The sequence below is a fragment of the Lentzea nigeriaca genome (genome assembly GCF_016907955.1).
Taxonomy (GTDB): Bacteria; Actinomycetota; Actinomycetes; order Mycobacteriales; family Pseudonocardiaceae; genus Lentzea; species Lentzea nigeriaca.
Genome location: NZ_JAFBCX010000015.1, coordinates 141,899 through 163,584 on the forward strand (window position 1 = coordinate 141,899; position 21,686 = coordinate 163,584).

18 protein-coding genes and 1 tRNA gene are annotated in these 21,686 nt (G+C 68.1%); 12 read left to right on the forward strand and 7 right to left on the reverse strand.

Annotation, left to right across the window (positions count from 1 at the left end; translation table 11 throughout):
- The first annotated feature begins 2 nt into the window (after positions 1 to 2).
- The 8 genes from JOD27_RS35950 (at position 3) to der (ending at position 10,722) form a co-directional block, all read left to right on the forward strand.
- Positions 3 to 2,663 (forward strand): SaeA-related protein, encoded by a 2,661-nt coding sequence (locus JOD27_RS35950; protein WP_204766790.1) that lies wholly within the window; start codon positions 3 to 5, stop codon positions 2,661 to 2,663.
- The gene (locus tag JOD27_RS35955) at positions 2,641 to 3,849 is read left to right on the forward strand and encodes a TRAFAC clade GTPase domain-containing protein (protein ID WP_204766791.1); all 1,209 of its coding nucleotides are present in this window, start codon (positions 2,641 to 2,643) and stop codon (positions 3,847 to 3,849) included. Before JOD27_RS35950 ends, JOD27_RS35955 begins: the two co-directional genes overlap by 23 nt.
- Positions 3,849 to 6,194: a GTPase-associated protein 1-related protein gene (locus tag JOD27_RS35960; RefSeq protein WP_204766792.1), complete on the forward strand. Its 2,346-nt coding sequence runs from the start codon at positions 3,849 to 3,851 to the stop codon at positions 6,192 to 6,194. Before JOD27_RS35955 ends, JOD27_RS35960 begins: the two co-directional genes overlap by 1 nt.
- Entirely contained in the window at positions 6,191 to 7,729 is a 1,539-nt protein-coding gene (locus JOD27_RS46950; RefSeq protein ID WP_204766793.1) for a TRAFAC clade GTPase domain-containing protein, read from the forward strand. Before JOD27_RS35960 ends, JOD27_RS46950 begins: the two co-directional genes overlap by 4 nt.
- Positions 7,730 to 7,750: 21 nt before the next feature.
- Positions 7,751 to 7,888 carry a hypothetical protein gene (locus tag JOD27_RS35970; RefSeq protein ID WP_204766794.1) on the forward strand — a complete coding sequence of 46 codons (138 nt, stop codon included), beginning with the start codon at positions 7,751 to 7,753 and terminating at the stop codon, positions 7,886 to 7,888.
- A 100-nt stretch (positions 7,889 to 7,988) separates the two neighbouring features.
- Positions 7,989 to 8,675: a (d)CMP kinase gene (gene cmk / locus JOD27_RS35975; RefSeq protein WP_307830526.1), complete on the forward strand. Its 687-nt coding sequence runs from the start codon at positions 7,989 to 7,991 to the stop codon at positions 8,673 to 8,675.
- Positions 8,672 to 9,304: a lysophospholipid acyltransferase family protein gene (locus tag JOD27_RS35980; protein WP_204766796.1), complete on the forward strand. Its 633-nt coding sequence runs from the start codon at positions 8,672 to 8,674 to the stop codon at positions 9,302 to 9,304. The genes cmk and JOD27_RS35980 overlap by 4 nt, the downstream gene beginning before the upstream one ends.
- Entirely contained in the window at positions 9,301 to 10,722 is a 1,422-nt protein-coding gene (gene der / locus JOD27_RS35985; protein WP_204766797.1) for a ribosome biogenesis GTPase Der, read from the forward strand. Before JOD27_RS35980 ends, der begins: the two co-directional genes overlap by 4 nt.
- Before the next feature lie 7 nt (positions 10,723 to 10,729).
- Here der and JOD27_RS35990 read toward each other — a convergent pair whose 3' ends face one another.
- Genes JOD27_RS35990 through JOD27_RS36005 form a run of 4 tightly spaced genes read right to left on the reverse strand, consistent with a single transcriptional unit; the run spans position 10,730 to position 14,608 of the window.
- Positions 10,730 to 11,908, reverse strand: a complete 1,179-nt coding sequence (locus tag JOD27_RS35990) for an aminotransferase class I/II-fold pyridoxal phosphate-dependent enzyme (protein WP_204766798.1) — start codon at positions 11,906 to 11,908, stop codon at positions 10,730 to 10,732.
- The gene (locus tag JOD27_RS35995; RefSeq protein WP_204766799.1) at positions 11,905 to 13,266 is read right to left on the reverse strand and encodes an AMP-binding protein; all 1,362 of its coding nucleotides are present in this window, start codon (positions 13,264 to 13,266) and stop codon (positions 11,905 to 11,907) included. Before JOD27_RS35995 ends, JOD27_RS35990 begins: the two co-directional genes overlap by 4 nt.
- Positions 13,263 to 14,342 carry an acyl-CoA dehydrogenase family protein gene (locus JOD27_RS36000; RefSeq protein ID WP_204766800.1) on the reverse strand — a complete coding sequence of 360 codons (1,080 nt, stop codon included), beginning with the start codon at positions 14,340 to 14,342 and terminating at the stop codon, positions 13,263 to 13,265. Before JOD27_RS36000 ends, JOD27_RS35995 begins: the two co-directional genes overlap by 4 nt.
- Positions 14,343 to 14,347: 5 nt before the next feature.
- Positions 14,348 to 14,608, reverse strand: a complete 261-nt coding sequence (locus tag JOD27_RS36005) for an acyl carrier protein (RefSeq protein WP_204766801.1) — start codon at positions 14,606 to 14,608, stop codon at positions 14,348 to 14,350.
- A gap of 129 nt (positions 14,609 to 14,737) precedes the next feature.
- Between JOD27_RS36005 and JOD27_RS47290 the strand changes: the two genes are divergently transcribed.
- The 4 genes from JOD27_RS47290 to JOD27_RS36025 all read left to right on the forward strand — a co-directional run bounded on the left by JOD27_RS47290 (position 14,738) and on the right by JOD27_RS36025 (position 17,256).
- A complete protein-coding gene (locus JOD27_RS47290; RefSeq protein ID WP_204766802.1) occupies positions 14,738 to 15,232 on the forward strand; it encodes a helix-turn-helix domain-containing protein in 495 nt (164 codons plus the stop codon).
- Between the two features lie 35 nt (positions 15,233 to 15,267).
- Positions 15,268 to 15,900, forward strand: coding sequence for a response regulator (locus tag JOD27_RS36015; protein ID WP_307830525.1), 633 nt, complete (start codon positions 15,268 to 15,270; stop codon positions 15,898 to 15,900).
- Complete coding sequence (locus JOD27_RS36020) at positions 15,897 to 17,009, forward strand: sensor histidine kinase (RefSeq protein WP_204766804.1); 1,113 nt, start codon at positions 15,897 to 15,899, stop codon at positions 17,007 to 17,009. Before JOD27_RS36015 ends, JOD27_RS36020 begins: the two co-directional genes overlap by 4 nt.
- 173 nt (positions 17,010 to 17,182) lie before the next feature.
- A tRNA-Pro gene (locus JOD27_RS36025) sits at positions 17,183 to 17,256 on the forward strand.
- A 594-nt stretch (positions 17,257 to 17,850) separates the two neighbouring features.
- Here the strand turns inward: JOD27_RS36025 and JOD27_RS36030 are convergent.
- The 3 genes from JOD27_RS36030 to JOD27_RS36040 form a co-directional block, all read right to left on the reverse strand.
- On the reverse strand, positions 17,851 to 18,216 hold the full coding sequence (locus tag JOD27_RS36030) for a hypothetical protein (RefSeq protein WP_204766805.1): 366 nt from the start codon (positions 18,214 to 18,216) through the stop codon (positions 17,851 to 17,853).
- 417 nt (positions 18,217 to 18,633) lie between these two features.
- Positions 18,634 to 19,110 carry an ASCH domain-containing protein gene (locus JOD27_RS47295; RefSeq protein ID WP_372441781.1) on the reverse strand — a complete coding sequence of 159 codons (477 nt, stop codon included), beginning with the start codon at positions 19,108 to 19,110 and terminating at the stop codon, positions 18,634 to 18,636.
- A 64-nt stretch (positions 19,111 to 19,174) separates the two neighbouring features.
- A complete protein-coding gene (locus JOD27_RS36040; protein WP_204766807.1) occupies positions 19,175 to 21,238 on the reverse strand; it encodes a GNAT family N-acetyltransferase in 2,064 nt (687 codons plus the stop codon).
- Positions 21,239 to 21,686: the final 448 nt, after the last annotated feature.

The window sequence follows — 21,686 nt, forward strand, 5'->3', positions numbered from 1 at the left end:
TGATGGCGGACGAATTCGATGCCTATCGCGAGACGGTGCTCGACGCGGCGCGGGCGGCGGGCAACACGCCGCCCGCCGACCTGTTCGTCAGGTACGACCTCGATCCGCGCTCGGCAGGCGATCCCGAGGAGTTCACCCGCCGGGTCGAGGCCATCGTCAAGTACTGGCGCAAGCTCAAGCTGCAGAAGAAGTACGGCGCGCTGGCGACGGCACTGCTCGCGGCGGACACCGACCTGCGCCGCAAGGGACTGCTGAACCTCGAGGCGTTCACCAAGCGGCGCGAGGAGAGCAGGGGCGACGCCCACAGCCGGCTCAACGAGGAGATCGCGGTCATCGCGGCCGCGCGGCCCTGCATCACGCCCGCCGGCCTGCGCAGGCTGATCGCCTCGATGGACAACGTGTTCTCCGAGCAGGAGATCAGAGAAGCGCTGGGGCAGCACAACGTCCGGGTGATCGACCCGCCGTGGGACCTGCCGACCGGCGCGCCGATTCCCGCCGTGAGGTCGTTGCGCGCGCCGCTGACGGCGTTGGGCTTCAAGCTGTCGCCGGAGGCGTTGTTCGGCACCGACGCCGTGCGCAAGGGATTCACGCTGCGCAACGGTTTCCGGCTCGCCGACGGCCGCACGATCACCGCGGCCGCACTCCAGCAGGCCCGTGCCGAGCAGGCCCGCAGCAAGCAGGACGAGCGCAAGACCGCGATGGACAACGTGATCGCGATCCTGATCAACGCGGCCACCCAGGCGGGCAACCTGGACGCGCTGCTGCTGGGTGAGATCAGGGAACAGCTGCGGCCCGCGGTCGAGGAGGGCGCGGCGGACCGGCTCGTCGCGTTGCAGGCCACCAGGCTCGGCCTCGACGAGGGCGAGGCGATCGAGCTCGCGGTGACGCTGGCCGGGCAGCGCGGCGAGGTGAAGCGGGGTGACGACTCCGCGCAGCGCGTCACGGACGCCCTGCGTGACGGTGAGCTTCGCGAGGCGCAGAGGCTGCTCGACGCCCTGCCGTCCGGTGACTGCGCCGAGCAGCGGGCCCAGCTCGACGAGGCCCTGCGCCGCGTCGCGGACCTCGTCACCCAGGCAGAAGACGCGCTGCGCCAAGGTGATGGCGAACTGGCCGCCGGGATGTTCGCCGCGGCCGCCGAGCTTGCGCGTGACGATGACAGCCTCGAAGCGCGGCTCGCGGAGATCCCGCCACCGCCACCGGGAGAGGTGACCGCGGGCGTCGACGGCGAGCGGGTGGTCGTGCGCTGGACACCGAGCCAGGCACGCACACCGGGTGTGCGGTACCGGGTCGTGCGGTCCGCGCGTGCGCCGGCGGTGTCGAGCAGTGCGGGCACCGGCGTGACGGAGACCCAGGCGAACGAGGCCGTCGACGAGCTTCCGCCGCCCGCGACCCCGTTGCACTACACGGTGTTCGCGTCGCGCGGAGAGACGTGGTCGGTCGGGGCGAGCTCGCCCGTGCTGGAGGTGACGCCACCGGTGCGGGACGTCGTGCTGAGCGCCGACGAGGGGGTGGTGAGCGGGACATGGCACGCGCACCCCGACGCCACCGAGGTGATCGTGACGCGCGCGGACCGCACCGGGGCCGACCGTCGGATCCGGGTCGCCGCGACCACGTTCACCGACACCGACGTGGTCAGCGGCGAGACCTACGACTACACGCTTCGCGCGGTTTTTCTCAGCCAGACAGGGGAACGGCGGATGTCGCCGCCGGTGGTCGTGTCGGCCAGGCCCGACGCCAAACCCGTCGCGGTGACCGACCTGACGCACGAGGTCCGGCACGAGAACGGCAAGGCCGTCCTGGTCCTGGCGTGGCGGCCGCCTCCGTCCGGTGTCGTGGAGCTGCGCACGTCGCAGAGCGCGCCGCCGTGGCCGGTGGGCAGCCTTGTCTCCCGTGCCGAGGCGCAGGGGTTCGGGCAACCAGTCGGAGGGATCGCCGCACCCGGCGACGACGGCCGCGTCCGTCAGGTGCTGCCGGTGCGGTCGGGACGGCTGACCGTCACGGCGGTCACGGTGTCCGGCGACCACGCGGCGATCGGCGAGACGGTGACCCAGTCGCTCGTCGCACCGGTGACCGGCGTGAAAGCCGAGCGGTTCGGCGACCTGGTCCGGGTCCGCTGGGTGTGGCCGGACGGCGCGACCGCGGTGCGCGTCCGGTGGTGGCCGTCCGAAGAGGACGACAATCCCTTGCACGTGGACCAGCTGGAGATCTCCGCCCGCGTGCACACGGACTCCGGTGGTGCCGAGATCACCGCCGGGCCGGGTGCCACGACCGTCGCGCTGCAGACCGTCATGCGGGACCGCAACACCGACAGCGTGTCCGCCGCCGTGCTCACCCGCGTCTCCGGCCGTCCCGCGAACGTCGGCTATGTCGTTCGCGTGGCGGGACTTCCCGGCCGACGCCGTCTCGATCTCACGCTCACCAGCGACCAAGCGTGCCGCGTCCCCGCCATCGTTGTCGTCCACCGCGCGGACGGCGTGATCCCGTTGCGCGCCGACCGCGGCCGGGTGATCGCGACACTGCCGCCGCGCAACCTGACCGCGGGCGTCCCGGTGACCGTGTCGCTGCCGGAACGGGTCAGCCCGCTGTCCGGGCTCGCCTGCTTCCCCGACCCCGCCTCCACCACCGCCGACGAGGTGACCCTTGTTCCCCGCACTGCTCGGTAGCAGGCTGCACTGCCCGTACTGCTATCGCCCCTTCCGCCACAAGGAGATCCGGTTCCGGTGCTCCGGCCGGGTCGGGGTGAAGAAGCGCTGTGAGATGAAGCTCGACCGCGTGCTCGCCGACCAGATGGGCGACCACGACCCGCAGTACCCCGTGTTCGACGGCGACGGCCGCAAGTCCACCGCGATGCACGAGGTGTGCCAGGCGGAGACGCACTACCGGGTCTGCCCGCGGTGCCACAGCCAGCTGCCCGTCCAGTTCGGACAGATCGACAGCAGGCTGATCGCGTTGGTCGGCGCGAAGGACAGCGGCAAGACCGTCTACATGACGGTGTTGTTGCACGAGCTGATGAACGACGTCGGCGCGCGGATCCACGCGTCCGTGCTGGGCGCCGACGCGTCGACGAGCAACCGGTTCGAGACCGTCTACCAACACGCCCTGTACGACAAGCATGAGCTCTACGGCGCGACTCCGACGGCCAAGAAGGAACGCGGTGGCCGCCGGCCGCTCGTCTTCAACCTGACGATCGGTGGGCGCAGCAAGGTGCGCAGCACGCTGTTGTCGTTCTACGACACCGCGGGCGAGGACATGACCACCGAGAACAGCATCGACCAGAACGTGCGGTACATGACGAGCGCGGACGGCATCATCCTGCTGCTCGACCCGTTGCAGCTGCGGGGCGCGCGGCCGCACGCCGACGCGGACGCGTTGATGCCGGAGCTGGTCTCGGCGGAGGACTCGCCGACCGCGGTGCTCGCGAACATCATCAAGCAGTTGCAGGGCAGCACCGGCGTCAAGGCGGGCAAGCGGATCGAGAAGCCGATCGCGGTGGCGTTCACGAAGATGGACGCGCTGCAGGGTTCTCTGCCGCCGGGCAGCCCGTGGCTGCGCACACCTCCCAGCGGGGACAGCTTCAACGAACCGGACAGCGTCGAGGTGCACCGGCACATGCAGGCGCTGCTGCACGAGTGGGCCGGGCGCAACGTGGACGAGACGCTCGCGAACAGCTTCAGCCGCTACCGGCTGTTCGGCCTGTCCGCGCTGGGCGAGAGCCCGCGGCTGGAAGGCGGTGGCCTGCAACGGGTCTCCGACCGGGGCGTGCAGCCGCACCGGGTCGAGGACCCGTTCCTGTGGCTCATGAGCGAGTTCGGCGCCATCCGCAAGACGGTCAAACCGGTTGGTGAGTGATGGGGTTCAGCCAGCTCTACTACACCTCGTGCGAACGGGGTCTGTCCGGCCATCCCGGCTACCAGTTCAACGCCGCGACGCCCGGCGTGCGCCCGGACGTGATGGCAGAGGTGGCGTCGATGACCGCGTACAAGCCGCCGCCGACGCTCGCCTACGACGTGGACCCGGCCGTACTCGCGGCCGCTCCCGTGAACCTCTGCTACCGGCCGGGTTCCACGACCGTGCTGGCACAGGTCGCGTTCGTCGGCACCGACTACTCCCGCCGGTTCGGCAACTACTTCGCGCACGCGCTGGTCACCGAGAACCCTGCGGACTTCGGGCAGGCGCTGCCGATCGAGCTGTGGGGGTCGGCGCTGTGGACCCGCAGCGAAGCCGATGATGTCGCACTGCCGGTGCTCGGCGGTCTCGTGCCGGGAACGCTGGACCGGCACGAGGCGATGGAGTTCGTCGCCGGGCATCCCGGCGCGCGGCACCTGCCCGCGTTGCTGACCGCGATCGACCTCGCGGTCCGCAAGCAGGAGCGGAAGGTCGTCCTGGTCGAAAAGGACGCGGACGCCGTGGCGCGGTGGATCGCCGCCGCCTCGTATCTCCTGCCGCCGGAGACCGCGCGGCAGATGTCGTTCTCCACCTACGAGCACGAGCCGCGGCAGAGTCGCATGAACGTGGTCGGCACGCTCGCCGAGTCCGATGTGGACAGGAACGGGTTCGAGACGTACCACCTGTTCGACCTCGTGGCGGACGAGATCAGTGAGATCCCGGTGCACCCGCTGGCCCAGTTCCTGGTCGACATGGGTGTCGAGTCGGCGGAGGAGCTGTGGCGGCGGGCCGGTGAGCTCGGGGACGGCTCCGAACACGGCCTCGACGACTGGCATCCCGTCGTGCTGGCGGACAACGGCACGGATCGGGAAGGCATGGTGGTCGTCGCGCCGTGGCTCGCGGCACACGCACGTCGTCTCGGTGCGCCGACCGTCGACCGGATCGGCGCGTTGCTCGACGTCGAGGGCTGTCCGGCGGACGTGCTCGCGCCCCTGGCGGAGGCTGTTGGTGCCGTCGGTGCGCGCGGGTTCGCGGAGAACGTCGAACTGGCCTGGGCGCGGGCGTTCGTGGCGGGTTCGCCGACCGGGTCGGCGTTGTCGCTGCGCTCGGCTTCGGCGCGCGACTACGCGGCGGTCGCGCTGGCCGAGCGGTTGCCCGTGTCGTCGCCCGACACCGCGGCGGCGTTGCTGTCGTGGGCGTCCACCTGCGGGATCCGGGTGTCCGGTGACGTGCAGTTCCAGACGGGGCTGCGGGCGTTCGGTCCTGCGGTCTTCGACGAGAGCGCGCGGCTGCTGCCGTTGCTGCGGAACTGGCCTGATCTGCGGGCCGGGGTCGTGGCGCACCTGTCCACGGTCGTGCGGACCGATCTGTCCAAAGTGGTCGATCTGCTGTCGTCGGAGCTGGCCCCTGCGCTGGGGCTGCGTGAAGCACCGGGACTCACGACGGCGGTGCTCGTCGCGGACGCGGCCGCCGGGCGGATCCCGCCGAGCCGTGCGCTCGCGCGGATCGCGGACTCCGGCGTGGTGCCGCCCGAGGTGCTGACCAGGCTGTGGCCGAACGGCTGGACGCACCACGACGCGTTGCTGCTGCTGGAGAACGTGGAGAAGCGGCTGTTCTGCGAGTCGCCGCTGCTGGAGTGGCTGGACTCCGCGTTGCTGCTGCCGCCGTCGGAGACCGGCGGGGAGACCTACGACCGGCTGTGCGCGAAGGTGCGGGAGGAGCCGGTGATGGACGTGCTGCCGCGGGACACCGTCAAGCAGATCACCACGCGGTTCGAGACGGCCGCGCTGGTCGACCGGATGGCGAAGGCGCAGTCGGCGGGGCAGTTCGACCAGCGGATGAAGGAGTTCATCTTCGCCTTCCACCGCGTGCGCAGCGGGTCGCGCAAGGCGGAGATGCTGTCGATGGTGCTCGACCGGATCGGTGAGTTCCGGCTGGAGTGGTTCGCGTTGCTGTACGTGGCGCTCGGTGCGCTGCGCAAGGCGTACTGGGACGAAGCGGACCAGTCGCTGAACGGGCGTCGGCCCGACCCCGGCATCGCGGCCGACCTGCTGACGCTGGCGTGGCACCTCAAGAGCATCGGTTCGGTGCATGGCGCGAAATCGGCGCACAAGGCGTTGCAGGACAACACGTTGAGGTCGGTGGAGAAGTGGCGGCGCTCCGACGTGCTGCGGACGGCGGAGGTGCTGCGCCGTCGCGGGCCTGCTGACCTCGCGGACTGGTTCGGGGAGCAGTCGAGCACGTACGCGGGCAGCGCGATCGCGAGGTTCGTGCTCAAGCAGATGCGGAAGAGGGGAGCGAAGCCGTGATCGTGTTCGCGACCCTGCTCGCTCTGGCGATCCTGCTGCCGCCGCTGATCTCCGCGATGAGCTTCGCCCACACCGTGCTGCGTGCGTACGTGGTCGCGCTGGCCGGTGGATACGGCCTGGGCAAGAACGCGAACGCGGCCGTGGCGAAACGACCGGTGGCGAAGCGGACGCCGCGGGAGGAGCCGGCGTGGGACTTCTACCTGCGCGGCCAGGCGTGGCGCGACATCGTGCACGCGCACGGTGCCGGACTGCGTGCTCTCCGTGAGGCGATCTCCAAACGTGCCAAGGAGATCCACACCAAACGCTTCGCGGACCCGGTCGGCCGGAAGTGGATCGGTGTCATCCAGTACTTCGGCATGATGCTGGGACTGGCGCTGGCGTGCTGCGCGTTGCTGACCGCGGGCGTGGTCGCGGGATTGTCGTTGGTCGTGCTGCTCGGCCTCAGCTACGTCGCGTTGTACGTGCTGCGGCTCGTGGACGCCGCGATGCTGCGGATCCGCGGCATCACCATGACCTGCAAGACCTGCGGCCATCGCGTCACCGAGGTGCTGTACGGCTGTCCCGGCTGCAAGACGCTGCACGGCGACGTCCGGCCTGGCCGCCACGGGATGACCCACCGCCGGTGCAACTGCGGCAAGGCGTTCCCGTCGATGATGGTGCTGATGTGGTTCGTCAAGCCGGAGGACAAGCCCACGCTGTGGTGTCCCGGCCATCGCAGCGGTGACGAACCGCACGAGCTCAGCGGGCACACCGGCGAGACGGGTGAGATCGTGCTGCCGGTGTTCGGCGCGCCGAGTGCGGGCAAGACGCAGCTGATCACGGTGCTGATCATCGCGGTGGAGACGATGGTCACGCGTTCCGGCGGCGAGTTCACCTACGCCGACGCGCAGAGCCGCAAGGAGGCCGACAAGGCGCGGACCACGCTGATCGCCACCTCGCGCACCGAGAAGACCGCGCCCGCGCGCCAGTCGGGTGTCGCGCCGCCCGCGTGCTCGGTGCTCGTCTCCCCGCGCCGGGGAGCGCGCAAGCTCGTGCACGTCTTCGACGCGGCGGGGGAGATCTTCAGCAAGCCCAAGGAGATCCAGGAGCTCGAGTACTTCCGCAACGCGCGGACGTTCATCTTCGTGATCGACCCGACGTCGATCAAACCCGTGTGGGAGGAGTTCGACGCGGACGAGCAGAAGGAGCTCGACAGCCGTCGCGCGAGGCAGGAGCCGCACGTCACGTTCAGCGAGATCGTGTCGACGATGACGGCGATGGGCGTCGACCTCGGCCGGATCCGCCTCGCGGTCGCGGTGAGCAAGGCCGACCTGATCAAACGGCTGCTCATCGACGTGGACACCGGCGACTCGGACGCGATCAGGTCGTGGCTCGAGGGGCTGGGCCAGGGCAACATCGTGCGGCGCATGGGGGCGACGTTCAAGGAGGTGACGTTCTTCCTCACCTCCGCTCTCACCGACGACCACAACGACGCGCACCCGAGCGTCGAGACGTTCACCGAGCAGACCCTCGCCGACGAGGGACTGCGGCTCTGACTTCGAGGAGGGGGATCGGACGTGCAGAAACAGCCCTATCACCGGTGGCGGGTGGCGGCGTTCACGCTGACCGTGTCCATCGGATCCGTGATCGTGCTGGCGTTCCTGGCCGTGGTCCTGCTCACGTTGGTGGGCTTGGTGAGCGCGCCCTTCGCGTAGGCCGGGACGCCCGATGCCGGTCCCGGCCGCCGCACCAGGCACAATGTCCCCCGTGGGTGTCTCGGAGGGAGCTGTGGTGGGCCAGGGTCAGTTGCGCGGTGTGGTGGCACTCGACGGACCGTCCGGCACCGGCAAGTCCACCGTCGCCAAGCGCCTCGCGATGGCGCTGGACGCGCGCTACCTCGACACCGGCTCGATGTACCGGGCGATCACGGTGGCGGTGCTGCGCGCCGGGGTCGACCCGGCGGACGCGCCGAAGGTCGCCGAGGTCGCCGACGGCGCCAAGCTCGTGGTCGGCACCGACCCCTCGGCGCCCGGGATCACGCTGGACGGCGACGACGTGTCGGTGGAGATCCGCGGGCCGGAGGTGACGCTCGCCGTGTCGCCGGTGTCTGCCACCGCGCACGTGCGGGAGCTGCTCGTGGCGCAGCAGCGGGCGATCATCGCGGACGCCGTGGACAACGTGGGCGGCATCGTCGTCGAGGGGCGCGACATCGGCACGGTCGTGTCGCCGGACGCGCCGCTGAAGGTGTACCTGACGGCGTCGGAGGACGCTCGGGCGCGGCGCCGGACCAAACAGGACAACGCGGCCGGGCGCGAGTCCACTGTGGACGCGGTACTCGCGGACGTGCAGCGGCGCGACAACTACGACTCGACGCGCGCGGTGTCGCCGCTGCGGGCGGCAGAGGACGCGGTCGAGGTGGACACGACCGACCTCGACCTCGCGGGCACCGTGGACGCGTTGCTGGACCTCGTCGAACGGCGTGGGCTGCGGGTGACCGGGTGACGGTTCCTGAGGGCAGCCTCGGGTGGCTGTTCGACTTCGGACGCTGGATCGCGCGCGTTCCGTACGCGTGGCAGTTCCGGATTCGGGTGCACGGGCGCGACCGCGTACCCTTGAACGGCGGCGTGGTCGTCGTCGCCAACCACAGCTCGATGGCTGATGGGCCGATCCTGTTCGGTGTCGTGCCCCGGCGCATGACGTTCCTGATCAAGCAGGAGATGTTCAAAGGTGTCGTGGGCTACCTGCTGCGCAAGATCGGGCAGATCCCCGTCAAGCGGGGAGAAGCCGACCGCACGGCGCTGACCAGCGCGTTGTCCGTGCTCAAGGCCGGTGGCGTGGTCGGGATCTTTCCCGAGGGCACGCGCGGTGAGGGCGACGTGGCTTCGGCGCAGAACGGCGCGGCGTGGCTCGCGCGGGTCGGCGGCGCGGTGGTGCTGCCGGTCGCGTGCCGCGGCACGTACCAGGCCAAGGGCTGGCGGCCCACGGTCGACGTGCTGATCGGTGAGCCGTTCCACCTCCCGGAGGGGAAGGGGAAGGCCGCACTCGGCGTTGCCACCGAGCAGGTGCGCGATCGCCTGGCGACACTGGTCGCCGAACTCGATGGACTTCGTGTGAGTGAGGGAAGACGATGACGGACCTGGACGGCACCTGGGAGGACGAGGCCGACTGGTCAGCCTTCGACGACCTCGACGGTTCCGATGGCGAGGAGGCCGCGCCGCCGCAGCCGGTGCTCGCGGTGGTCGGACGGCCGAACGTGGGCAAGTCCACGCTGGTCAACCGCATCATCGGCCGGCGAGAGGCCGTCGTGCAGGACGTGCCGGGCGTCACCCGTGACCGCGTGGCCTACGACGCGCTGTGGAACGGCCGCAAGTTCACCGTGGTCGACACGGGCGGCTGGGAGCCGGACGCGGTGGGCCTGCAGGCCGCCGTGGCCGCGCAGGCCGAGCTCGCGATGGCGACCGCGGACGTGATCCTCGTGGTCGTGGACGCGACGGTGGGCGCGACGACCACGGAGGAGGCCGTCGCGAAGGTGCTGCGCCGGTCCAAGAAGCCGGTGATCCTCTGCGCGTCCAAGGTGGACGACGACCGGCTGATGGCCGACGTCGCATCGCTGTGGTCGCTCGGGCTCGGCGAGCCGTACCCGGTGTCCGGTCTGCACGGCCGCGGCTCCGGTGACCTGCTCGACGTGATCCTGCAGAAGCTGCCCGAGACGCCGCGCGACGACTTCGGCGCTTCGGCCGGCGGACCGCGCCGGGTCGCTCTGGTCGGCAAGCCCAACGTCGGCAAGTCCTCCCTGCTCAACCGCCTGACCGGCGAGCAGCGCTCGGTCGTCGACTCGGTCGCAGGCACCACGGTCGACCCGGTCGACTCGCTGGTCGAGCTGGACGGCGAGATCTGGCGGTTCGTCGACACCGCCGGCCTGCGCAAGCGGGTGAAGTTCGAGAGCGGCGCCGAGTACTACGCCTCGCTGCGCACCAAGTCGGCGATCGAGACCGCCGAGGTCGCGATCGTGCTGCTGGACGCGCACGAGCCGCTGGCCGAGCAGGACCTCCGGGTGCTGACGATGGTCGTCGAGTCGGGTCGCGCGTGCGTGCTGGCGTTCAACAAGTGGGACCTGGTCGACGAGGACCGCCGCAACGAGATGGTCCGCGAGCTCGAACGCGGCCTGGTGCGCGTGCCGTGGGCGGACAAGGTCAACATCTCCGCTCTGACCGGCCGCTCGGTGCACAAGCTCGCCCCGGCGTTGCGCACGGCGTTGAACTCGTGGGACACCCGCGTCCCGACCGGCCGACTGAACCAGTGGCTGTCGGACCTGATCGCGGCCACCCCGCCGCCGGTGCGCGGCGGCAAGCAGCCCAAGGTGCTGTTCGCGACCCAGGCCTCGACCCGCCCGCCGACGTTCGTGCTGTTCACGACCGGTTTCCTCGAGGCGGGTTACCGCCGGTTCATCGAGCGCAAGCTGCGTGAGGAGTTCGGCTTCCAGGGGAGCCCGGTCCGCATCTCGGTCCGTGTCCGCGAGAAGAAGAAGGCGGGCTCCGCCAAGAAGTGATCATCGCTCAGAGCGAGAACTTGTTCCTCGCTTCGGTGAGCCGTTCGACCAGCACCGCGCACTCGGCCTGAGTGTGCGTGCTGGTCACCCCGATCCGCAGCCTGCCTTCTCCGGTCGGCACGTGCGGGTGCACGAACGTTCCGACGAAGATCCCGTGGTCCATCAGCCAGTTCGAGACGGCCACGGTCTTGCGCTCGTCGCCGATCAGCACCGGGACGATGTGGCTGGTCGTGCGCATCAGGTTCAGCCCGGCTTCGGTGAGGCCGTCGATGACTGATCTGACGTTCTGGTCGAGCCTGGCGCGCAGCTCGCCGCCGTGTTCCTCGACGAGTTCGAGCGACGCGAGGCTCGCGCCCGCGACACCGGGTGCGCTGCCGCGTGAGCTCGTGTAGCTCGGGGCGAGGTAGCGCAGCTGACGTTCGAAATCCTTGCTGGTGAGGACGAACCCGCCGACGCTGCCGAGCGCCTTGCTCATCGTGCCGACCACGGCGTCCACCCGGTCCAGCACACCGAAGTGGTCGGCGACGCCCAGCCCGTTCGGTCCGATCGCGCCGAACGAGTGCGCCTCGTCCACGATCACCTGCGCGTCGTGCTCCTGGGCCAGCGCGGTGATCTCTTTGAGTGGTGCGAAGTCGCCGTCGGCGCTGTACAGGCCGTCGACCAGGATCACCCGTCGGCGCTTGTCCTTCTCCTTGCGCAGCAACGCTTCCAGCTTCTTCACGTTGTTGTGCGGGAACGTGCGCAGCTCGGCGCCGGACAACCAGCTGCCCATGTAGATCGAGACGTGGGCGGTGCGGTCGCAGAGGATGACGTCCTCGTCGGACGCGATCGTGGAGATCACGGCCAGGTTCGCGGCCATGCCGGACGGGAAGAGGATCGCGGACTCCTTGCCGGACAACGCCCTGAGCTTCGCCTCGATGCCGTCGTGCAACCTGGTGCGGCCGCAGAGCAGTTGCGCGCCATAGGTGTTCGTGCCGAACTCCTGGATCGCGTCGATCGCGGCTTGTTTGAGTGCCGGGTTCTGGGAGAGGCCGAGGTAGTCGCACGAGCCGAACATGAGCAGGTCGCCGTGCTTCGCGGTCGTGACGTGGTGGCCCCGGTTGGTCTCGATCACCGGGAAGAACGGGGAGACGCCCTCGTCCTCCCACTCGTCGTACAGGGCCGTCGACTTGCCGAACAACGTCACTGGATCCCCCTGGAGAGTGCGGTGCGGTCGGTCTTGCCGTTCACCGTGCGCGGGAGTTCGGCCACCACGGCGAGCGAATCGATGATCATGTAGCTGGGCAGGCGTTCGGCGCAGTGGCGTTTCAGGCCGATGAGCCCTGGGCGTTTCTCGTTGCGTGGCACGACGACGGCGTGGAGTTTCGCCTCCAGGCCGCTGCCCGTGACGACGACGGCCACGGCGCCGACGTCGGGGTGGCTGGCGAGTGCGGTCTCGATCTCGCCGAGCTCCACGCGGTGGCCGCGGACCTTGACCATGGCGTCGCGCCGGCCCGCGTACTCGAGCACCCCGTTCGTTCGCTTGCCGAGGTCTCCTGTGCGGTACGGGCCCTGGTGCGGTGGTTGGCCCCAGTAGCCGAGCATCACGGTGGGGCCGTCGACCACGATCTCGCCGTCGACGAGGTCGATCGTGTTGCCACAGCTGGGAGTTCCGATCGGCAGCGGGCGGCTCGGATCGACGTCGTGCACCTCGTGCGACGTGCAGACGTTCGTCTCTGTCGGCCCGTACCAGTTGAACAGCCTGGTGTTCGGCCATGCCTTGCGCAGTTCGAGCACCTGGTCGGACGGAAACGGCTCGCCTGCGAAGACGCAGACCCGCAGGGCGTTGTTTCTAGTCAGAAGGCCGCCTTGCCGCATCATCAGCAGCAACGCGGACGGCACGGAGTACCAGACCGTGATGCCGCGCGTGACGAGGAACTCCGTGAGCTCCGCCGGGTTGTAGGCGGCGCCGCTCGGCACGAGGTCGACCGCGGCGCCCGCGTGGAAGGCGCCGTAGAGGTCGAACACGCTCAGGTCGAAGTTGAACGGGGCGTGGTTGCTGAGCCGATCTCTTTGGTGCAGACCGGTTTCCTCTGCTGCCCAGGTGACGAACGCCTCGGCGTTGCGATGGCTGATGCAGACGCCCTTCGGGTCGCCGGTCGAGCCAGAGGTGTAGAGGACGTAGGCCGGGTCGTCCGGCTCCGGCTCGTGGATTTCAGGTGCTGTGCCTGTCGGCAGCGTGCTCGGGTCGGTGACGACGAGTTTCGGGCGCGCGCTTTTGATGATCTTGTCGACGCGCGCTTTCGGGTTGGCCGGTGCGATCGGGACGTAGATCGCGCCGATCCGCAGTGCCGCCTGCATCAGCGCGATCGTGTCCGCGCTCTTCTCGGCGTGGATGACGATGCGGTCGCCTTTGCGGAAGTCTCGTTCTTGCAGTCCTGCGGCGAGGCGGTTCGCGCGGTCGTCGAGCTCTTCGTAGGTGATTGTCGTTGCGCCGTCGTGGACGGCCGGTGCTTGTGGCGTGCGTCTGGCGGCTTCGCTGACGAGTCGGTGCAGTGCGGTCACAGGCCCAGCTCCAGTGCCGCGAGCTGCCGCTGGATGTCCGACGTGCCCGAGAAGATCAGGCCTCCCACGGCGTCCCTGAGGTGCTCCTCGATGCCCTCGCCGGTCTGGTAACCGCGGCCGCCGAAGAGTTCGACGGCGTCCAGTGCGGTCTGCACGGCTGCCTGCGAGACGGCGAGCTTCGACAAGGCCGCGGGAAGCACGGCGTCGTCGTCCTGGTCGATGGCCCAGCACGCCTTGTAGAGCAGCAAACGGGCGCTTTCCAGCCGTAGCTGCATGTCGACGATCCGGTTGCTGACGGACTGGAAGGTGCTGAGCCGCCTGCCGAACTGCTTGCGCCGCTTGACGTGCGTGATGCAGCGCTCGATGAGCCGCTCCTGCACGCCGAGGTAGATCGCGAAGAGGCAGGCGCGTTCCCAGAGCATGCCGTGCTGGAACACGAGGCTGCCGTTGCCCAGCGCCGCGTCCTCCGCCACCGCGCAGTCGTGGAACTCGACGGTGCCCGCCGAGCAGCCGTTCAGGCCGAGCTTGCCGAACGGCTCGCTCCTGACCAGGCCGGGCGTGCCGGCGTCGACCACGAACCCGGTGGTGCCGAGATGTCCTGCCTTGGGGTCCGTGACGGCATAGGTGACGTAGACGTCCGCGATCGGACCGTTGCTGACGAAGCTCTTCACGCCGTTGAGCACGTATCCGTTGCCGCTGCGCACGGCGGTGGTCTTCAGCGCGCCGATGTCGGATCCGGCGTCGGGCTCGGTCATCGCGTTGGCGCCGATGAGGGTGCCATCGCACAGTCCGGGGAGCTTCTTCTTCTGCGCGTCGCTGCCGAACTCGGCGATCGGCAGCGCCACGGCGAAGAGGTGCGCGCCGGCCGCGAAGACCAGCCCGGTGTCGTGGCAGCCGTATCCCGCGGCCTCGAAGACCAGGGCCGTGTCGAGCGCGCCGAGCCCCCGTCCGCCGTGCTCGACGGACACGGCGGCGCCGAGCACGCCGAGTTCGCCGAGCCGTTGCCAGTCGTATTCTCCGGCGTCCCGAATTGTCCGGCACCGGTCTCTTTGCGCGGCCGTCCGGCCGAACTCCATTCCACTCACCCGCGCAATGCCGTGACGAGCCCGGCGATGCTTTCCAGATCTCGGAAGTTCTCGGTCGTGACTTGGGCCGGCGGCACGCGCACGCCGAATTGTGTGCGCACGTACGTCACCAGCCGGGTGGTTTCGATGGACTTGAGGATCCCCCACTCCATCAGCGGTGTCGTGGCCGTGAGCTCCTCGTCCTCCCCGTCGAGGAACTCGTCGCGCACCAGTTCGGTGAGCTTGGCCAGCACTTCGCGGTGGTACTCGTCGGACATGGTTCCCCTATTCCACGTCGGTTCGGTCCGGTTCCTTCTTTCTACTGCTGAACCGGATTGTTCGGGGACCACGCCTGGACTTGTACGACGAAGCCTGAACAAAATGGGGAGCGGGGGAGGTAACCGACCATGGCTCGCAAAGAACGCCCACTCGACGAAGGGGACAGCCCGCTACTCCGTTTCGCGGCCGACCTGCGCGCCCTGCGCCGCGCGGCGGGCATGCCGACGTACCGCCAGCTCGCGGCCTTGACGCACTACTCGGCCGCGACGCTGTCCGACGCCGCCGGCGGCCGCAAACTGCCCACACTCGACGTGACCCTGGCCTACGTCCGCGCGTGCGGCGGCGACGAACCGTCGTGGAAACACCGCTGGACCTCGCTGGCCGCGCAACCTCCGGAAGACCGGACGAACCGCGCGCCCCAGGTCCGCGCCTTCAACGCGGCCGCCACGATGCTCGCCACCGTGGCCGAAGCGGGCGTCGTCCTGTGGCACATCCCGGACCAACGCGTCGTGACCGTTCTGCCGCTGCTGGGACCACCGTTGCGCGCGTTGGTCTTCACGTCCGACGACACACACGTGATCGGAGTGCACACGGACGGTGTCGTGACGACTTGGGTGATCTAGTTGCCCTTTGGCATGGGGTGCGGTTGGTTGGTTTCGTGGCCGTACGAGTGGTGCTAGCCGACGACGAGGCCCTGCTGCGGCGGGGCCTGAAGGTCCTCCTGGAAGCCGACGGCCGGGTGGAGGTGGTCGGCGAGGCCGCCGACGGCGCCGAACTGGTCGAAGTGGTCCTCGCCTGCCTGCCGGACGTCGTCCTGGTCGACGTGCAGATGCCAGGCGTGGACGGCCTGGAAGCGGTGCGGAGGCTGCGCACGTGGGCCACCCCGCCCGCCATCGCCGTGCTGACCACGTTCGACCTCGACGACTACGTCGCCATGGCCCTCGACCTGGGCGCCCAGGGCTTCCTGCTGAAGGACGCCGAACCGGAAACCCTGGTCCGCGCCGTGGTCGACCTGGCCGCGGGCGGCGCCGTCCTCGACCCCCGCATCACGGCCCGCCTGCTACCCCGCCTGCGCGGCTTCCGCGCCAACCGCCACCTCGACTCCCTGTCGGCCCGCGAACGCCAGGTCCTGGAACTCCTCGCCGGCGGCCGTTCCAACCACTCGATCGCCGAGGAACTCTGCCTCTCCGAGGCCACGGTGAAGAGCTACGTCTCGACCGTGCTGACCAAGCTGGGCGTGGAGAACCGGGTGCAGGCGGCCCTCGTCGCGCACCAGGTCGGTGTGTGGTGAAGCCGATCTACAACGAGCTCCTCACCGTGGGCATCACCACGGGAGTGATCCTGCTGACCCAGGACCGCCCGTTCCCGTGGTCGCTGTGGACCGCGGTGGGAGCCTCCTTACTGCTGCCCGTACGCCTGCGCTGGCCGTGGCTAGCCTCGCTGCTGTGCGTCCCAGGCGTAGCCGGCGGCCTGGGCTGGGCCCCGGCCCTCGTTGCCCAATACCACCTGGGCCGCAAGGAAAAGTCCCTCCCGGTCCAACTCTTCTGGGTGGTCCTGCAAACCGTGGCCGCCATCGCCCCGGTACTCCTGACCGAAACCATCCCCCTGGGCTCCCTGCTACTCGCCACCGCCTTCGCGTTCGGCCTGGCAGGCGCACCCACCGCCCTCGGCGCCCTGGTCACCACCCGCAAGGACCTGACCCGATCCCTCTACGAAACCCGCCGAGCCCGAGCCGCCGAACTGGAAGCCCAGGAAACCTCGGCCCGAGCCGCCGAACGAGCCCGAATAGCCCGCGAAATCCACGACGCCGTAGGCCACCACGCCACCCTCATAGCCGTGGAATCCGCAGCCCTGGCCGCCACCGCGACAGACCCGGCCGTCCGCGAGACAGCACAGCGCTTACGGGCCCTGGCAAAGGAATCCCTGTCCGAAATGCGCGCCGCCCTGGGCCTGTTGCACTCCGACACGTCCTACCCGTCCCTCCAGGAACTGATCGACCGCGCCCGCGTGGCCGGCGTCTCCGTGACCCTGTCCGAAACAGGCGACGCCTCCCTCTCACCAGCCGTCTCCCGCGCCCTGTTCCGAGTGGTCCAAGAGGCCCTGACCAACGTGACGAAACACGCCCCCGGAGCCGCCGTCACGGTAACCGTGGACCGCTCATCACCCGTACGCGTCTCCGTAGTCAACGGCCCAGGCACCCTGCCCGCCCTGGGCGACGGCGGCGGCGCGGGCCTGCACGGCCTGTCCGAACGAGTCCGCCTGGCAGGCGGCACCCTCACCACCTCCTACCGAGCAGACGGCGGCTTCAGCGTCTCCGCCGTCCTACCACCCGGTAAGTCGAAGGTTGACGGACAAGACTCGACTTTCGGCGGTGGTGCCCGCTCCTCGGCCAACGCATAGTTCTCGGTGTCGGTCGAGGATCGGGGGATCGGTCGGACCGAGGGACGCGGGGACCCGTACGCCGGGTCCCCGCCGTATTTCCGCAGCTCTACCCCAGTGCGGGGCCCCGTTTTTGATCTCTGTTCCCGGTGTTGTAGGATTCTTCCTGCACGCCGGGGAACCGGGAGTGTGGCCGGGACGTGGCGCAGTTTGGTAGCGCACTTGACTGGGGGTCAAGGGGTCGCAGGTTCAAATCCTGTCGTCCCGACGGTCTGAATCAGCCCGCTGATTCTGGGTGAAAGCCCAGGTCATCGGGCTTTTTCGTGCGCTCGAAACGATCTTCACTTGATCACCTATTTCATGATCAACAGGCTGATGAAGGAGCGAAACTGGAGCCACTGGCTCCTTCATTTTGGCTGACGCCAAATGGGGTCGCCACGAACGGGTGAACTTGCTGAACGGCGCTGAACAACCGTCAATCTGCGCGAACCGACGTCGTCGACATCAAACCGGCCTGGTGGCGTGCCGCCAGGACAGGCACTGGCCGAGGGATGTCTCGAAGCTGCGGCTGGACCCGTGCTGCGTCGTGCTGACCTGAACTGCGGCGAAGATCCTGTAAGACGTCGCATCTGGAGGGTTGGCGTATCTGGCTAGTGCCCGTACTTCACCTATCTCTGCTGAACGAACCGGACTTCTCATGCCGGGCGGGCGGACTTGGTCAAGGCGAAGCGGGTTCAATGGGTTCGTCAGGGAGTGCCTCAAGACCGCTTAGGTGTGAACTATGGTCACAAGGCCGCGCTGACCTGCGGAAACATGACTTTTGCAGGTTGGCGCGGTTTCGTTCAGGCCCGTTGGAAACCGTTCAGGTATGTTCAGCGCGTTGTCCTGCTCCCTGTTTGCTCCCAGCGCGTGCTCCCAAGGCTGGCTGCGGGTCCTCAAAAGGAGAAGTTTTCCCAGTGGTTTCTTCGAGCGCGAGCTGCCAACGGGCTTTCGCCTCGGCCGCCCAGCCGGGCTCGATGTTTGTCGCGAATGCGAGCAGGCCGTCGACGTGATGGACGAACCCGTCGATTGAGCAGAACCTGCGGTTGGCGACGTGCTGGGCCAGGTCGAACCTCTCGACGCCGCGCACGTTCTCGGCGATCCGGCTCCGCGTGGCGCGATTGAGCCGTACGTGATCACGATCCACGAGCAGGCCCAGGACGATCTTGCGGCTTCCCGGCGGGACCACGTGGGGTCTCCTTCTTGTGCAATGAGAAACCTGCGTTACGGAGAGCCTTGTCGACGTCGCAGATCAGCTGAGTTGTTTGACGGAGGCCGAAGTCCTCGATCGATGAGAATGTGAGGTCGTCGGCATAGCGCGTGTAAACCATCCGCTTGCGTGAGGTTCGAGTTCTTGTGCAGCACGATGCGCGCGGGCTGGTGGCCGTGGGTTGCTGGTACTCGGCCAGCGCGTCCAGCAGGAGGCGGCGGCCGTCGGCTTGTTTCAGGTGGGGCTGGGGGTCGCTCTTGAGATCTGGGCCGTTCCGCTGCGGACGACGACTCCGTTGCCTCGTTCGTTGAACACCTGGGCGACTGTTCGGAGCTACCGGACCAGGTCGTGCGGTGACGATCGCTGTTATCTAATGAGGGCGGGTGCCTACTCCAGCTATTGTGCGCTGCGGCTGGAGGCGAGGCTACGGAGTTCTGACGGGTCGCCCTCGGAGATGAAGCGGTAGCTCTGGGGAGGTTGGAACTTGGCAGTTCCACGCAAGGCAGCGAGTGGCCACGGTTCTTCGAGACGAAGTGGTTCTCCAACGTGGACTGCAGTGGCGAGGTCGGCACCAGCGAAGTACTCGTCGAACTCGTGGCGGAGAAGCCCGAGGTGCTTGCGGTGACGTCGCCAGATCCTTGACGGAGTATCGGTCTCACGTCTGACGAGCACTGCGGTGCCGACGACAGCCATCACCGGTGAGCTGGCGTAGAGGATCAGGTGCGTCCCGTCTGGAGCCGACAACCTGGTGCGTCGCAACTCGATGGTCTTGGTGCCGTCGAGAATGGCTTCGGCAAACCGAGGGCGAAGCGACAGCAGGAGTGGACGCAGATGGGGAGCCCACGTGCTGGCTTCGGCTGCTATCACTGTCACGGGTGTGACCTTAGCGGTACGTGACGGTGGATCGAGCGAACGGCGTCGCTATTTGTGGATCAGGTCATCGTGTCGTTGAGCTTCCAGCTGCGTAGATCGCGGAGAAGGTCGAGGCGGGGACGCGGACGGGGCCCTGAATCCTCTTGGGGCCGTCCAGGGACCTGAGGATCTCGAGGTATTCGGACCACAACACCGGGCGGCGGAACAGCTCGGTATAGGACACCCGCAAGCCTTGGACACTGCCCCGTTCGCCCGCCGCGCCCCGTACATCAGCAAGGCTGAACACGCCGTAGTGGGCGAACTGTGCATGAAGTTCTTCGGGAGGGCCGAACTCGATGGCGTCGAGGAGCGAGGTACCGATGAATCTAGCGGGACCGGTGGTCGGGTCCTGGGTGAGGTACCAGAGGATGCGGCCGGGGGCTTTCAGCACGCTCGGATGATTGCCGCGGTAGTAGACGTGTTCGCGCCCCAAGGCGAGTCTCGTCGAACGTTCGGTGAGTATCTGTGGTTCGCCGAGCAGCTCGGCGCTCCATCGCGGCTGGATGGCCACCGCGAAATGCGGCAAGCTGCTATCGGTGATCTTGGCGGGCCACCACGTTCTTTCGTACTGAGCTGCGGACTCGGGAGCGAGGTGTGGCGGAAGCAGCGCCACGGGATCAAGTCCGACGAGCGCGTGTCCTGCAGAGACGGCGGCGCTGATCTGCGCTCCCGTTCCTGCGGCCTGGATCACCCAGGAGTGCCACGCTCCTTCGATGCGCTGGTACCCCTCGTGGCTTACCGCGCGTTCGATCGCTGGTGAAAGATAAGGATCTTCGATGCGCACGACGTTGGCGTTCTCGTCGCGTGCGGTAACGCGAAGCATCCAGAGCAGGTATCGCGCCATGGTGTCGGCGTCGGCGTGGTCCTGGACCCTGAGCAGGGGTGCTTTCAGCACGTTGCCATCGAGCACCGAGGCGTAGCAGCCGATCGGGGTGTCGTCGCGACTGCGGACGATTGAGTGCGAGCGAGGGGAGCGCGCAAGCGCCTGCAAGCGGGCTTTGAGTTCCTGTCGTGTCTCGCCGGCGGCCTTGTCGAGAAAGGCCATGAGCACGGCCTCGGACTGAGCATTCGCAAGTTCGGTGCTGAAAGAGCTTCCCGCGATCACCTGCGGGCGGTAGGCGACTGAGTGTGCAAGTTCGTCGAGCTGGATCACGAGGTGATCAGGATCGATCACTCGAAGCCCCGTCAGCTCCGGAACGTGGTTGAGCCGAGCCAACACGGGCGCGACCCTGGTCCGCAGGCGCTCATCCCAGGTCAGGAAGACTCGTACTCGCGCTGCAGCGGTCTCGGCGAGCTGCCAGAGGTCCCCGACGTCCTGTGGGGTCAGGCTCTTGGCAGGGTCAGCTGAGTGCACTGCGACGTTGAGGAGTTCGAAGAGTTCTTCCGCGCGCTTCGGTGACCCTTGTGGGCGACGGTACCGAGCTGCTGCGTCGACCAGCCGCCCCCGAAGTTCAGCCGGGTGCCGGTCGAGATCGCGTTCAAGCCCGTGGGGAACGACAATCTCGATGCGGCCCAACACGTCTGGGGCAAGAAGTGCCTGCGAGCGATCCGCTTGTGGATGATCCTTTCGAGTACGCAAGTCCATGAGGATGTTGACGTCGATAGCAACTGCCAGCTCCGTCGGTTCTTCCAGGGGAGTGAACAGGTTGGCGTGGCCATGGTCGAGCCACCAGACGGTCATGGCAGCTTGATCTTCACCGCGGCCACGTGCGCGGCCGAGGTGCTCGAATCCAAGGCCGCGCCACACGCGCTGGATGTCGACGTAGTCGTCCCTGCATTTCGCGCGAATCCCCAAACGTGCCTGATGACGCCGGCCCACCTCGGCGACAAGGCGCTGAGCAACCCCGCTCCGGCGAAACTCCTTCGCGACACACAGGTGAACCAGCGTGACCTCATTGCGAGGAAGGCGGTAGACCGTGTAGCCGATCATCTCCCCGTCGCTCATCGCGGCGAGAAGCCAGCCGCGTTGCGCTGCATCGAAGTACGCGGCCCGCGGCAGCAACCCGAGAGTCTTGCGCGCCGTGTTGCCGAGTTCGACCGCGTGCTCGATGGTCTCGGTGTCCGAACCGGGCACGACCTCAATGACCACGTGTGCGGATGTCGATGACGGCATCGTTGCAGTTTGACTCAGGAACGCTGGTTCGTGACGCGCCGTGGTGTTCTCTCACCTGACAGGCCTACCTGCAGACGCACATATGTTCAGGTTGGTTGGCCTTGGGCTAGTGGGTCTCCCCCGCGGATGCAAACAGCTCCGGACCGAAGCCGACCGCATGATCAGCAAGACGTGGTTCCCGTCAGGACAGAACTGAAGTGGCTACTCCTGATCAACTCCATTTGGCTCGAGAAGGCATCCGATCACCCATCTAGCGAGAGGCAACGCGCCTACATCGAGGTGATCGCCCGCGTAGGTCACGAGTTGGATGGCTTCCGGATCGGGCGAATGGGTCTGCTGCACGAGTAGGTGACAGTTGTAGTCACGCAGCCTGACTGGCTGGCGTGGTCATGATTGCTTCGTATTCGATGGGGGTCAACCGGCC